Here is a 13,350-nt window from a genome sequence, read left to right as displayed (position 1 = left end):
CAAATGTAATGGGAGGGGGCGTCCTTGTCGAGCCGATGGTCAGGGCCGCGTCATGGGCGGCGGGACCGGCAGCCCCTTCGCCTCCAGCCATGCGGGGTTGTACAATGTGGAGAGATAGCGGAACCCGGTGTCGCACAGGATCGTCGCGATCCGCTTGCCGGGCCCGAGTTCGCGCGCCAGCCGGACCGCGCCGGCGACGTTGATGCCCGATGACAGCCCCAGGCACAGCCCCTCCTCGGTGAGCAGGCGGCGCATCCACTCCAGCCCCTCCTCGTCGGAAATGCGAAACTGCGTGTCGATCGGCGCGCCTTCCAGATTGCCGGTGATGCGGCCCTGCCCGATCCCTTCGGCAACCGAGGAGCCCTCGGCGCGCAACTCGCCACATGCATAATAATTATAGAGCGCCGCACCATGCGGATCGCTGAGCGCGATCGTCACCGTCTCGTCTTTGGCCTTCAGGCCCAGGCCGACGCCGGCGATCGTGCCGCCCGTACCCGCGGCGCAGGTAAAGCCGTCGATCCGGCCGTCCATCTGCGCCCAGATCTCCTCGGCCGTGCCGCAGATATGCGCCTTGCGATTGGCGGTATTGTCGAACTGGTTGGCCCAGATCGCGTTCGGCGTCTCCTCGGCGATCCGACGGCTCGTATGGACGAAATGGCCGGGGTTCGAATAGGGCGCGGCCGGCACCAGCACCAGCTCGGCGCCCAGCGCACGCAGCGTGTCCATCTTCTCGCGGCTCTGCGTCTCGGGCATCACGATGATCGTGCGGTAGCCCTTGGCATTGGCGACCAAGGCCAGGCCGATTCCGGTATTTCCCGCCGTGCCCTCCACGATCGTTCCGCCCGGGGCTAGCAGGCCGCGCTCTTCGGCGTCGTTGACGATGTAAAGCGCGGCACGGTCCTTCACCGATGCGCCTGGATTGGCGAATTCGCACTTGGCGAAGATATCGCAGCCGGTCGCCTCGCTCGGGCCGGCAAGGCGCACGAGCGGAGTGTTGCCGATAAGCGCCAGCGTGTCCTGAATTGCTTGCATGACACCTAGATAGGAGGGCGCCTGCGCCCGCCGCAAGCAAGCGAAACTATGCGGCGACTCCGGCCTGCTTCAGATGGGGATCCAGCCGCCCGGCAAGCCACAGAAAGAACATGCGGTAATCGGAGATCAGCGACCATAGCGGATGGGTGAAGGTCGCAGGTCGATTTCGCTCGACCGTGAAGTGAGCGCCCCAGGCAAAGCCATAGCCGGCGATCGGGATACCGACGAACCACCAGGGGTCGATGATCAGGCCGGCAGCGAGCGCCGCGAAGGTCAGCGCGGTACCCACATAATGGATCCGGCGCGTTGCCGGCCTGGCGTGCTCGCGCAGATAATGGGGCCAGAAATCCCGATAATGCGTAATGGCTGGAGCCATATGGGCATGGTAACGCCGCCACTCCGATGCGGCAATGGACAGGATCGATGACAGACGTGCCGGACACGCGCAAATCCAGCTTTGCACCAGTCGTCGACGCGCAAACCCGGCTGCTCGTGCTCGGCTCGCTGCCTGGCGACCGCTCGCTCGCGGCAGGACGCTATTATGCGCATGCACAGAACCAGTTCTGGCGCCTGATCTCGCCTGCGGCAGGCTGCGACCTTACCCTTCTTAGCTACCCCGATCGACTGGCAGCATTGTTGCGCGCGCATATCGGGCTCTGGGACGTCATCGCCAGCGCCACTCGCCCGGGCAGTACCGACGCCGCCATCCGCGACGTCGAACCGCACGACCTTGCGTCGCTCGCATCCAAGCTACCCGAGCTGCGGGCGATTGCCTTCAACGGCGCCACAGCTCACCGCTACGGCATCCGCCAACTTGGCGCCATGGCATCGCGCTATGCGATGGTCGCGCTCCCTTCCTCGAGCCCGTTGCACACGATCGGCATCATGGCGAAGCAGCCCGCATGGGAGGTGCTGGCCAGCTTTCTGGGCCCCAACAAACAACGTGGACTGATAACAGATGAGACGAGTTGAGGGTCCAGCGGGGACCAGTGGTTGCTACTCAGTAGCAATACGGAATATGTTCATTTAGTGGAAGCAATCATGGCTTGATGTGAGCAACCTGGCCCATCACATGATCGATCAATCCTCTGCCCGCACTGATCGACATGACCCGGCCGAGGTCCCGGAGTTGGCGGGTTCGCGTCAGTACCGGTTCCTTGGCTTGCTCGCCTCCAGCGCCAGTGACTTGTTGCAATCCGTCGATCTGGCGCCTGCGCTCGACCGCATCTTTGGCATGATCCGGGTAGAGCTGTCGCTCGACATCTTCTTCCATTACGACTGGACTGGCGCGGTCGGACGCCTGATCGCGCATGGGGGGCTGTCGCCGGCAGACGCCGAGCAATTTGCCACCCTCGAATTTGGCGAAGGCGTGTGCGGCAGCGTCGCGCTGTCGCGTAAGCTATTGATCGCGGCCAATATCTCGGACTTGGACGAGCCGCGCTTCGATCCGGCCAAAGCGCTGCAAATTGAGGCGTTTTTCGCGGCACCACTGGTGCATGGCGAGGTGCTGCTGGGGACGCTGGCGTTCGGCCGCCGCTACCCTGCGCATTTCGACCAGAGTGAGATCCGGTTCCTGGAAACGCTTTGCAGCTACGTGTCGCTCGCGCGGCACCGGATCAGCGTCGATCGCGAGTTGCGCGCTCGCATCGAGGAGCGCGACCAGATGCTCGCCGAGCGGATCGATATCGAACGCAAGGTGATCGAGTTGACCCGCGCGGGCGCGCTCGGATCGATTGCGGCGACCGTGGCGCACGAGTTGAACCAGCCGCTCGCGGCCGCAACGAACTACATGGCCGCGGCCCGGCTGACCCCGGGTTGCGACGCGCGCATCTCCGAACTCACCCGATCGGCCGAGGCGCAGTTGCAGCGCGCCGGCGAGATCATCCGACGTATTCGGCGGATGGTGCACGATGACGATGTTGCCTTCGAGATCCGGCCGCTCGCGCCGGTGATTCAGGAAGCGATCGCGATGGTCCGTTCGGCATCGCCGCGACGATTGCCCGACATCGTCGTTGGCCTCGCGCCCAATGCGGACAGCGCCTGTTTCGACCATCTCCAGATCGTCCAGGTGCTTGCCAATCTGCTGCAGAATGCGGCGCAGGCGTGCGATAGCCATGAGGGCCGGACGATCCAGATCACCGCTCAGGCCGCGTCCGCCGACGAACTCGTCGTCAGCGTTGCCGATGACGGCCCCGGCATCGCGCCCGATCTCCGCGAAAGGCTGTTCCTGCCGAGTCTCGACGGAAGGCGACGGACCGCCGGCATCGGACCGGGACTTGGGCTTTCGATTTCGAACAGCCTGATTGAAGGGCATGGTGGCCGGATGTGGGCGTCCGAGACGCCTGGCGGGGGCGCGACGCTGAGCTTCACGCTGCCTCGCGCGGCATGAATGCCAGCCTTCAGTCCACGGCGTTATCCGCCGTGGCATTGTAGGGCACGGCCATCGCTTCGTTATACATGTCGTACCGGATCTGCTCGATCGGCAGGGGCTGTGCGCAGCCCTGATAGACGCGCGCGGCGATCTGAAGGCTGGCGGTCAGCGGCGCCCGCGCATCCTCTGGTCCGCAGGGCTCGACGACGAGCCGGATCGTCACCGGATCGCCGTCCGGCGTTTCGGTGACGATGCGCGCGCTGTTTCCGTCGACGACAGGCGTTCTGGGGTAAAATGGAATCGGATCCGCGCCGCGCGGCTGGAACATGATCCGGCCAGGGGCCAGCACCATCGACCAGGTGCCGGCCGCATCTTCCAGCCGCAGCGGTGCCGAGAGGTCGACCTTGCCGAGCATCGGTCCCGATGGCACCGGCGCAACCGCGTTCGCGCTGTTCTCGTTCGCCGGGTCCGACCCGCAAGCCGCGAGCAACATCGGCCCGACGATGATTGGCAACAGCTTCATCGAAACACTCCCTCGCCACTCCACTGCGTCAAGCGGTGCCGGCCGGTCAAGCGAGACGCCCGTCGTCCGTTCGACACCCGCTGTTCCGCTGCAGCTTCGGAACGAAAGCAAGCGCGTCGAGATGGCGGCGTGTCCGGGTGGGTCGTCGCGCCTTCCGTGCGGGACGCGATATCGCGGGGAGTCCCGATTTGAGTGCATTCCACGAGTAGCGAGTCAGACCGGGATCGGGCAATAACGCGCCAGTGCGCTGCATCGCACCATCCTCAGAGACATTATAACCCGTTTTACCCTTGACGATCCGGCCATCCTAAGGAAAAGCCCCTCACGCTATGAACAACCGCCTCCCCATCGCTCTTTCCGCCGTGGCGCTGCTTGCCCTCGCCGCATGCCAGAACAAGCCCGAAGTGGTCGACAGCCGCTCGCCGGACCCGATGGCTTCGCAGCTTGCGAACGCCGCGCCGGTCGAAGCGCCACCGACGATCGCCGCGACGGTTACGTTCCGCTGCCAGCCGGGCAACACCCTGCTGTTCGTCGACTTCTTCAGCGGCGACAAGATGGCGGCCCTGCGCACCGAAAAGGGTTCGATGAAGTCGACCCTGCTCACCGCGCCGGAACCGGGCGAGCCCTATGTCGCGGAAGGCGGCTACAAGCTGGTCGGCAACCCCAAGGCGGCGACGATCACGCTCGCGGACGGATCGACGCACGACTGCAAGGCCTGATCCAGGCCGAATGGTTGGAATTTATGGGGCCCGTCGGATTTCCGCCGGGCCCTTTTCATGTCAGCATGCCATGCCAGGGGATCATTCATGCCGACCATCGCGATCTACAGCCTGAAAGGCGGCGTCGGGAAAACGACGCTGACGGTCAACCTTGCCTGGGCGTCGGCCATCCGATCCTCGCGCCGCACGCTGCTGTGGGATCTCGACCCGCAGGCCGCTTCGACATTCCTGCTCGGCCGCGACGACGCAACGGCAAAGCAGCGTGCGCAGGCGGTCTTTTCGAGGGATGTCGCCGCCGCCAAGCTGATCCAGCCGACGGAGATCGATCGGCTGGATCTGCTGCCCGCCGACACCTCGCTACGCGGGCTCGACCATCTGTTTCAGCAGCTCGACAAGAAAAAGCGGCTGAGCAAGCTGCTGAGTGACCTGACCGACGACTATGATCGCATCCTGCTCGATTGCCCGCCGGGCCTGACCGAGACCAGCGAGCAGGTGATGCGCGCCGCGGACCTGATCGTGGTGCCGGTGGTGCCGTCGCCTCTCTCCCGCCGCGCGTTCGATGAAGTGGCCGCGCATCTGGCCCGCCGCGGCGCGACGGTGCCGCTGCTGCCGCTTCACGCGATGGTCGATCGCCGCCGCAAGCTGCACGCCGAGGCGGTTGCCGCCCAGCCGGACTGGCCGGTGATCCCGATGGCGAGCTTGATCGAATCGGTGGCCGCTCGCCGCGCCCCGGTAGGAAGTTTCGCCCCGCGCAGCGCAGCGACCCGGGCCTTTGCCGACCTCTGGCAGGGCATCGAGCGCGAGCTGGCACGGCACGCCAGGCGGCAGTGATCCGCAGGCGCCCACCCCCACAGCTGCTGGACCCCCAGCTGGTGCTTCGCGCCTATGCGATGGGCGTGTTTCCGATGGCCGATCATCGCGACGCCCCCAGCGTCTATTGGGTCGAACCCAAGATGCGCGGCATCCTGCCGCTCGAATCGTTTCACCTGTCGCGGTCGCTGCGCAAGACGATCCTGGCCGAGCGGTTCCGCGTGACGGTCGACACCGCCTTTCGCGACATCATCCGGCTGTGCGCGGAGTCGGCAAGCGATCGGCCCGAAACCTGGATCAACAGCTCGATCGAGCAGGCATTTATCGAACTGCACGAGCGCGGCCATGCCCATTCGGTCGAATGCTGGGACGGCGATCGACTGGCGGGCGGCCTCTACGGCCTGGCGCTGGGCCGGGCCTTTTTCGGCGAATCGATGGTCACGCGCGTGCGCGACGCATCGAAGGTCGCGTTCGCACATCTGGTCGCGCGGCTGCGCGCCGGCGGCTTCCGGCTGCTCGACTGCCAGTTCATCACCGATCACCTCGCATCGCTGGGCGCGATCGAGGTGCCGCGCGACGATTACATTGCGTTGCTGGGTGCCGCGCTGGGCGAGTCGCCGTCCGCACCGGCATCCGCCGGCGCCGCCGCTTCGGGCGACTTCTTCGCGCTCGACGCGCCGGGCGACGAGGCCGGCACCGTATCGGGCCCCGTCTCGCGGAAGGTCATCGCGCAGCTCTTGGGCCAAACATCGTAGATCGGGTGCTGGACGACATTGAGTGCCGGCTGTTCCTTGTACAGCCAGCCGGAGAAGATCCGGTGCCACCGCCGGTCCTCGCGCCGAACGTCCAGCTGGATGAAGGCGCCGGTCAGCCGCTCATTCTCCCACGGCGCGGTGCGTTCGCAGGCGCGCAACCGCACCGTCACATTGTCGTCGATTCGCGCCGCCTGGCCGGGCTTCAGCGTGATTTCCCGCTCGGTGCCGTTGCGCTTGTTGAGCACGCCGATCGTCGCGACCCGCTCGTTCATCGGCGTCGCCGCCGCATCCGCGACGCTGCGATCGGCGCGCAGCGTCATCACCTCCGCCGCCTGATCGCTGCCATTGGCGGCGTCACCGGTAATCACCAGCGCGTCGCCTGCATTGTCGCCCTGCGCGCTATTGTCCCCCGATTCGGAAGAACAACCGGCGAGAGCGACCGCAAGCAACGCCGCTGCGGCGACCTTCATGCGTCGGGCGTCCAAGCCTCGTAATCGCCGGTGGCGCGAACGCGGCGGGCACCGCGTTCAAGCGCGCCCGGCGGGCGATACGCCAGATCGGTGCCGGTCAGGTTCGGCTCGGCGGGCTGTTCCCAGGGCTTCGGCGCCGGCAATGCCTGATCGGGCACATCGGCGATCTGGTGGTGAAGCCAGCTGAACCATTCGGGCGGAACCCGGCTGGCATCGTTCGATCCCTTGTAGATCACCCAGCGGCGGGGGATGCCGTTCGGATCGAGGCCACCTTCGAAATAGAGGTTGCCCAGCGCATCCTCGCCGACGCGCTTCTTGCCACGCAGCCCCATCCGGGTGCCGAAGGTGGCGCCGTTCCACCAGGTGAAGATCGGAAAAGAAAGTCCCATAAGCTGCCGATACCGCCAACCCGCGTGCCGGGCAACCGTCACGATTACGGATGCAGGCGCGGACCGGTAACAACCAAGAGGATCAGTCCTGAACCGCCCGAAGTCGTGCCCTAGCGCGGGCGCCGGCGCCCCTTCCAGCGGACAACGTCGTTGGCGACGATGCCCAGCGCCGCGGCGCGACCTGCGGGAATTTCCAGGACCGCGGCCACCGGCTCGCCCGACTTGATCGGATCGGTGGAGAACGGCGGCGCGTCAGCGGCGATTCGCGCGATGGTGCCGTCGGCGCGGATGAACAGAATGTCGAGCGCGCTCGGCGTATTCTTCATCCAGAAGCTTGCCTCGCGCGGCGGGCCGCCATCGGCCGGATAGGGCACGAACAACATGCCCCCATCGGGATCGAGATTGGTTCGGAACATCAGCCCGCGCTGCTGCTCTGCCGGCGTGCTCGCCACCTCCACTTCGAAACGGTGATCCCCCGAGGCGCTGTGGATCGTCAGCGCGACGCGCGGCTTGATCGCCGTCTTGTGCTGCGCCGGCCCCGCCGCGGCAGAGGCCGCCGTCGCGCCATTGCCAAATCCGCCTCCACACGCGAGAACCACCGTCGCGGCAAACGCCGCCACCAACCCGCGTCCAACAACCATCGTCCTAGAGGGTCCTTTCGACCGCAACCGCAAGCGGCCCTTTTTCGCCGGTGAAGATGCGCGCCCGCAGCGGCTGACCGGGCTCGACCTCTTCGATCCCGGCACGACGGAGCGTCTCCATATGGACGAATATATCGGCCTCATCGCCCGGACGCACCAGAAATCCGTACCCCTTCAGCCGATTGAACCATTTCACCGTCACCGCCTCGAACGGGCCGGCGCCGGCGATCAGCTTGAGCCGATCGGAGCGTTCGGCGACGCGCCGTACCGGCTCCACGGCGGTGCTGAGATCGATCGACCGGATCGCACGGGCCTGAAGTCCGCGCTGGCGTTCCACCGCGACGCACTCGACACGCGCGCCTTCGGGCAGGCTGCGTCGGCCGTGTTCCTGTAAAACCGAGAAATGGATGAGAATATCACCGGCGGAAGCATCATCGGCGACGAGAAAGCCGAAACCGCGTGTCACGTCGAACCATTTAACCACGCCCGTGAATACCCGTCCCTCATTTTGGGTATCCTCGATCAATTCGCCATCGCCGTGCGACGCGGTTTCATAGTCTTTGGAAGCTAGCTGTTGTTCAGCACGCATTATCATTTTCCCCCAAGTCGACAACATTAACACAGGATTAGCGATCAGGGGAATTGCTTTGTTCGCCTAGGGCTGTCCCGCTTCGAACAATGCTTCAACGGCGTCGCCGGGGGACATCGCCAGCAGCGCCCGGGCGATCGCGGGCGAATGCCCTGCCCGGAGCATCGCCGCGAACTGCTTGTCGCGCTGCGCCCGATCCGGAATCGCGGCCGCGAACGGACCGAAGCGGCGGCGGCGCGCAAAGGCCACGGCGCTGGCCACTGCCTGCTCGGCGATCGCCTCGGCGACGGCGTCGCTGTCTTCCTCGCGGATCCCGTCGTGGCGCAGCGCCAACTGCACGCGGCGGGCACCCAGCCCCCGCCGCCCCATCGCCCGAACCCGCGCGTCGGCAAAGGCACGGTCGTCGACATAGCCGCGCGCGGCCATCGCAGCCGCGACCGCCGCCGGATCGGGCGGCGACGTATCCGCCCAGCCGCGCTCGCGCAGCTTGCGGGACAGGTACGCCGTCAGACGTGCTTGCGTCGTGGCGAAACGCTCGACATAGCGGAGCGCAAGACGTTCGAGTTCGGACGCATCGAGCGGCGGTCTGGGGCGCGGGGAACTTGGCATTCGCCTTGATTGTGCCACACTGACAACCGATTTTGAACGCCAGTGCGTAGCAGAGCAAAAGTGTAAAACTGCGTTGTGGGGGCACAACGGCCTGCGACCTCATCAGGGGCACGAGACAAAGAATGGTATTGGACGAAACGGGATCGCGCGAAACTCTGAATGCGGCTGAGCCGGCCGCAACGCCGACCGAAGACTCGCTCCCCCGCCGGTTCGCCGATTTCGGTACGCTTGGCGAGGCGCTCGATTATGCCGCACAGGGCTTGCGCGGTCTGAATTTTCACGACGCGCGCGGGAACCTCATCCGGCCTTATCCCTTTGCGGAGCTGCGCGAGGATGCGCTGGCCCAGGCCCACCGGCTGATCGCGGCCGGCGTGAAGCCGAAAGATCGAATCGCGCTCATCGCCGAAACGGGAGCGGAGTTCGCCTCGCTGTTCTTCGGCGTCGTCTATGCCGGTGCCTGGCCGGTGCCGCTGCCGCTGCCGACCAGCTTCGGCGGCGCGCAGTCCTATATCGATCAGTTGCGCGTCCAGCTCGAAAGCTGCGATCCCTCGATGCTGATCTTCCCGCCGGAGATCGGCGCGATGTGCGCCGAGGCGGCACGGCTTTGCGACGTCGAAGCGATCGACTGGGCAACGTTCGGCGCACGCGATGCGGCGGTTGCCGCGCTGCCCGAAGCGGCGCCGGACGATATCGCCTATCTGCAATATTCGAGCGGCTCGACGCGGTTTCCGCATGGCGTGGCGATCACCCATCACGCGCTGCTCAACAATCTGGCCGCGCACAGCCATGGCATGAACGTATGCGATAGCGATCGCTGCGTCTCCTGGCTGCCCTGGTATCACGACATGGGGCTGGTCGGCTGTTTCCTGTCGCCGGTCGCGAACCAAGTGTCGACCGACTATCTGAAGACCGAGGATTTCGCCCGGCGGCCGCTGGCATGGCTTGACCTGATCAGCCGGAACCAGGGCACCACCCTCTCCTATTCGCCGACCTTCGGCTACGATATCTGCGCGCGTCGCATGTCGAGCCAGACCAAGGCGAGCGAGCGCTTCGATCTCAGCCGCTGGCGCGTCGCCGGCAATGGCGCGGACATGATCCGGCCGGACGTGATGCAGCGCTTCGTCGATGCGTTCGCCGATGCCGGGTTCCAGGCGAGCGCGTTCCTGCCGAGCTATGGCCTGGCGGAAGCGACCCTGGCGGTTTCGATCATGCCCCCGGGCGAAGGCATCGTCGTCGAGCTGGTCGAGGAAACGCAGCTTTCCGGCGGCACCGCGCGCGGCGACCGCCCGCAGCGTTTCCGCGCCGTCGTCAACTGCGGCAAGCCGGTGCGCGACATGGCGATCGAAATCCGCGAGGAAGACGGCACGCCGCTTCCCGAAAAGGCGATCGGCAAGGTGTGGTGCAAGGGCCCGTCGGTGATGGTCGGCTATTTCCGGGATCCGGAGGCAACCGAAGCCTGCATGGCCGATGGCTGGCTGGATACCGGCGACATGGGCTACATGTCCGGCGGCTATATCTATATCGTCGGCCGCGCCAAGGACATGATCATCGTCAACGGCAAGAATCATTGGCCGCAGGACATCGAATGGGCGGTGGAGCAGTTGCCCGGCTTCAAGCAGGGCGACATCGCGGCCTTTGCGATCACCACGCCGGGCGGTGAGGAAACCCCGGCGGTGCTGGTGCAGTGCCGCACCTCGGACGAGCAGGAGCGCCTGCGCCTGCGCGATGAGATCCGCGAGCGGGTGCGTTCGGTCACCGGCATGAATTGCGTCGTCGAACTGGTGCCGCCGCGCACGCTGCCGCGCACCAGTTCCGGAAAGCTCAGCCGCGCCAAGGCACGCAATCTCTATCTCAACGGCGAAATCAAGCCCTACGCGGTCGCCGCCTGACGAGCGACCACTGCAAGTGCCGTCAGGCGCGTTCGGGCCAATTGTGTGAGTAATGCGTCGAAACGGATGCAATTCGCATGAATTTCATCCAAACTATAACCACTCGCTAACTGTGCGGCGGTTATGGCGGGCGGGTGACGAACCAGACTCACTCTCAATTCGTGAAGCCCCGCATCGACGTGCGCGCGTTGCTGGGCCTGCACGATCCCGGGGAGACGATGGACTGGGCGCCGATCCGGGCGGCCCAGCTTAACGCTGGGCGGCAGCTTGCGCTGTTCATGCTGGCGGCGAACGTCGTCGGCGCGGCAATGGTGATGATGATCCTGGCGCCGCTGGTTCCGCACTGGCAGCTGGCGAGTTGGGGCGCACTGATCGCCGCCGTCGCCGCTGGCGTCGCCTTTCGTCGCCTGTCGCGTCGCTACCGCGATGCGCGTGTTGCGTCACTCTCCGAAGTCCGGGGAACGGCATTGGACGGAGTGGCACTGGCACTCGTCTGGTCGATCGCCCCGATCCTGTTTGCAGACGCGGTCACCGCGCAGGCGGCACTCGGCCTCTGGATCGTGCTTTCGCTGCTGATGACCGCATCGGCGGTGGCAATGGCAGCGCTGCCGCTGGCCACCATCCTGTTCGTCGCACTCCTGGGTGGCGCGACGGCCTTTTCGCTGATGACGATCGCGTCGCCGGTCCTCGCCGGCGCATCCGCCCTGTTCACCGCCTTGCTGGTGATCGCGACCTTCGGCAGGGGGCGCGCGCTGGTGGTTGCGCGCGCGTTCGAAATGGCGCTCGGCGAACGCGACGAGACGGTAAGCCTGTTGCTGCGCGAGTTCGAGGATACCGGCTCCGACTGGCTGTGGGAAATCGACGCGCAGCGCCGCGTCGTCCGCGCCAATCCGCGCTTCGCCCTTTCGCTCGGCGTCGATCCCAAGACAATCAACGGCATGCCGTTCCTCCAGGTGCTGGCCGGGCCGAGCTGGGAAACCGGCGAGTTCGCCCAGGGCCTGCGCGAGCTTGCTGAGAAGCTGAAGGGCCGCGACGCCTTTCGCGACCTGTTGCTGCCGGTGCAGGTAAAGGATGAGGAACGCTGGTGGGAGATGTCCGCCAGCCCGCGCTTCGACGAACGCGGCATTTTCGTCGGTTTCCGCGGCGTCGGATCGGACGTGACCGAACAGCGCCGCACCGCGGACCAAATCAACCGCATGGCGCGGTTCGACACGCTGACCGGCCTACCAAACCGGCTGCACATCAACGAGGCGTTGATGCGCGCGATGGCCGAGGCGGACAAATGGGGCGCGCGCTGCGCCTTCATGATGATCGACCTCGATCGCTTCAAGGCGGTGAACGACACGCTGGGCCACCCGATCGGCGATCGCCTGCTCAGCCGCGTTTCCGAGCGACTTCGCCAGCTGATCACCGACAACGAGATGATCGGCCGGCTCGGCGGCGACGAATTCGCCGTGGTGGTGCGCGACGCCAGCGACAGCGCGCGCGTCGAGCGTCTGGCGCAGACGATCATCGATACGCTGTCGCAGCCCTATGACGTCGATGCGCACACCCTGTTCATCGGCGCGTCCGTCGGCCTGGCGGTGGGCCCGCGCGACGGGCGCACGGCGGAGATGCTGATCCGTTCGGCCGATCTGGCGCTCTATCGATCGAAGGATGCCGGCGGCGGCGTCTTCCATGCCTATGAGCCGCAGTTGCACCTCGCCGCCGAGGAACGCCGCGTGCTCGAAATCGCGTTGCGCGCGGCCGTCGAGAACGACCAGCTTCATCTGACCTATCAGCCCGTCGTCAACAGCCGCACCGGGGCCCTGACCGGGTTCGAGGCGCTGCTGCGCTGGACGCATCCCGAGCTGGGCAACATCTCCCCGGCGAAGTTCGTCCCGCTGGCGGAGGAAGCGAGGCTGATCGCGCCGATCGGCGAATGGGTGCTGCGCACGGCCTGCCACGAAGCCGCATCCTGGGACGAGCCGGTGCGGATCGCCGTCAATGTGAGCCCCGAGCAGCTGCACAATCCGGCCTTTGTCAGCATCGTCGCCAATGCGCTGGCAAGTTCCGGGCTGGCGCCGGACCGGCTGGAGCTGGAAGTCACCGAAAGCGTGTTCATGCGCGAAGGCACGATCGCGATCGACGTGCTCGAAAAGGTACTCGATCTGGGGGTGCGGCTGAGCCTCGACGATTTCGGAACCGGCTATTCCTCGCTCGGCTATCTCGCGCACACGCGGTTCAGCTCGATCAAGATCGATCGCAGCTTCGTCCAGAGCGCATCGCAGGGCACGAAGGAAGCGATCGCGATCATCCGCGCGGTGGTGGCGCTGGCCGACAGCCTCGGCATGGGCACGACGGCCGAGGGTGTTGAAACCGAGGACGAGCATATGATGGTACAGGCGCTGGGCTGCACGAAGGTCCAGGGCTATTATTTCGGGCGGCCGCTGCCGGTGCACGAGGCGCGCCAGCTGGTGCAGGGCCGGCGCGCCGGCCAGATCGCCGCCGCCTGACCCTCGCGGATTCCCACTTCGGGACAGAACCTTGATTTTGCTTCGGAACTTGTTCGCC

At 65.9% G+C, this 13,350-nt stretch carries 14 protein-coding genes and 1 pseudogene; 7 read left to right on the top strand and 8 right to left on the bottom strand.

Annotated features, from left to right (window positions below; all coding sequences use genetic code 11):
* Nucleotides 1-39: 39 nt before the first annotated feature.
* Nucleotides 40-1,032, bottom strand: coding sequence for a cysteine synthase A (locus tag ACX40Y_RS15650; RefSeq protein WP_459120494.1), 993 nt, complete (start codon nt 1,030-1,032; stop codon nt 40-42).
* A 46-nt stretch (nt 1,033-1,078) separates the two neighbouring features.
* Entirely contained in the window at nt 1,079-1,408 is a 330-nt protein-coding gene (locus tag ACX40Y_RS15645) for an Mpo1-like protein (RefSeq protein ID WP_459120493.1), read from the bottom strand.
* Between the two features lie 47 nt (nt 1,409-1,455).
* On the opposite strand from ACX40Y_RS15645, the gene ACX40Y_RS15640 reads away from it, so the two are divergent.
* Both ACX40Y_RS15640 and ACX40Y_RS15635 read left to right on the top strand, forming a co-directional pair.
* Entirely contained in the window at nt 1,456-2,004 is a 549-nt protein-coding gene (locus ACX40Y_RS15640) for a DNA-deoxyinosine glycosylase (protein ID WP_459120492.1), read from the top strand.
* Nucleotides 2,005-2,221: 217 nt separating this feature from the next.
* The gene (locus ACX40Y_RS15635; protein ID WP_459120491.1) at nt 2,222-3,421 is read left to right on the top strand and encodes a sensor histidine kinase; all 1,200 of its coding nucleotides are present in this window, start codon (nt 2,222-2,224) and stop codon (nt 3,419-3,421) included.
* Between the two features lie 10 nt (nt 3,422-3,431).
* On the opposite strand, the gene ACX40Y_RS15630 is transcribed toward ACX40Y_RS15635, so the two are convergent.
* Nucleotides 3,432-3,926: a hypothetical protein gene (locus ACX40Y_RS15630; RefSeq protein WP_459120490.1), complete on the bottom strand. Its 495-nt coding sequence runs from the start codon at nt 3,924-3,926 to the stop codon at nt 3,432-3,434.
* A gap of 329 nt (nt 3,927-4,255) precedes the next feature.
* On the opposite strand from ACX40Y_RS15630, the gene ACX40Y_RS15625 reads away from it, so the two are divergent.
* The 3 genes from ACX40Y_RS15625 (at nt 4,256) to aat (ending at nt 6,210) form a co-directional block, all read left to right on the top strand.
* Nucleotides 4,256-4,645, top strand: coding sequence for a hypothetical protein (locus ACX40Y_RS15625; RefSeq protein ID WP_459120489.1), 390 nt, complete (start codon nt 4,256-4,258; stop codon nt 4,643-4,645).
* A gap of 87 nt (nt 4,646-4,732) precedes the next feature.
* Nucleotides 4,733-5,476 carry a ParA family protein gene (locus ACX40Y_RS15620; protein WP_459120488.1) on the top strand — a complete coding sequence of 248 codons (744 nt, stop codon included), beginning with the start codon at nt 4,733-4,735 and terminating at the stop codon, nt 5,474-5,476.
* Complete coding sequence (gene aat, locus ACX40Y_RS15615) at nt 5,473-6,210, top strand: leucyl/phenylalanyl-tRNA--protein transferase (RefSeq protein ID WP_459120487.1); 738 nt, start codon at nt 5,473-5,475, stop codon at nt 6,208-6,210. The genes ACX40Y_RS15620 and aat overlap by 4 nt, the downstream gene beginning before the upstream one ends.
* 35 nt (nt 6,211-6,245) lie before the next feature.
* Here the strand turns inward: aat and ACX40Y_RS15610 are convergent.
* The 5 genes and pseudogenes from ACX40Y_RS15610 to ACX40Y_RS15590 form a co-directional block, all read right to left on the bottom strand.
* Nucleotides 6,246-6,482, bottom strand: a pseudogene (locus tag ACX40Y_RS15610) (DUF2155 domain-containing protein); the annotation flags it as partial.
* Nucleotides 6,483-6,676: 194 nt separating this feature from the next.
* Nucleotides 6,677-7,069 carry an NADH:ubiquinone oxidoreductase subunit NDUFA12 gene (locus tag ACX40Y_RS15605; protein WP_459120486.1) on the bottom strand — a complete coding sequence of 131 codons (393 nt, stop codon included), beginning with the start codon at nt 7,067-7,069 and terminating at the stop codon, nt 6,677-6,679.
* 110 nt (nt 7,070-7,179) lie between these two features.
* Nucleotides 7,180-7,710 (bottom strand): DUF192 domain-containing protein, encoded by a 531-nt coding sequence (locus ACX40Y_RS15600; RefSeq protein ID WP_459120485.1) that lies wholly within the window; start codon nt 7,708-7,710, stop codon nt 7,180-7,182.
* Between the two features lie 4 nt (nt 7,711-7,714).
* Nucleotides 7,715-8,299 carry a cold shock domain-containing protein gene (locus tag ACX40Y_RS15595; RefSeq protein WP_459120575.1) on the bottom strand — a complete coding sequence of 195 codons (585 nt, stop codon included), beginning with the start codon at nt 8,297-8,299 and terminating at the stop codon, nt 7,715-7,717.
* Between the two features lie 66 nt (nt 8,300-8,365).
* Entirely contained in the window at nt 8,366-8,908 is a 543-nt protein-coding gene (locus ACX40Y_RS15590; RefSeq protein ID WP_459120484.1) for a regulatory protein RecX, read from the bottom strand.
* Nucleotides 8,909-9,030: 122 nt separating this feature from the next.
* Here ACX40Y_RS15590 and ACX40Y_RS15585 point away from each other — a divergent pair, with 122 nt between their 5' ends.
* Both ACX40Y_RS15585 and ACX40Y_RS15580 read left to right on the top strand, forming a co-directional pair.
* Nucleotides 9,031-10,797, top strand: coding sequence for a fatty acyl-AMP ligase (locus ACX40Y_RS15585; RefSeq protein WP_459120483.1), 1,767 nt, complete (start codon nt 9,031-9,033; stop codon nt 10,795-10,797).
* A gap of 218 nt (nt 10,798-11,015) precedes the next feature.
* Nucleotides 11,016-13,292, top strand: coding sequence for a putative bifunctional diguanylate cyclase/phosphodiesterase (locus tag ACX40Y_RS15580; RefSeq protein ID WP_459120574.1), 2,277 nt, complete (start codon nt 11,016-11,018; stop codon nt 13,290-13,292).
* Nucleotides 13,293-13,350: the final 58 nt, after the last annotated feature.

Source organism: Sphingomonas sp. RS6 (assembly GCF_054489705.1).
Note: the sequence above shows the minus strand (reverse complement) of the source record. Positions and strands in the feature narration are given on the sequence as shown.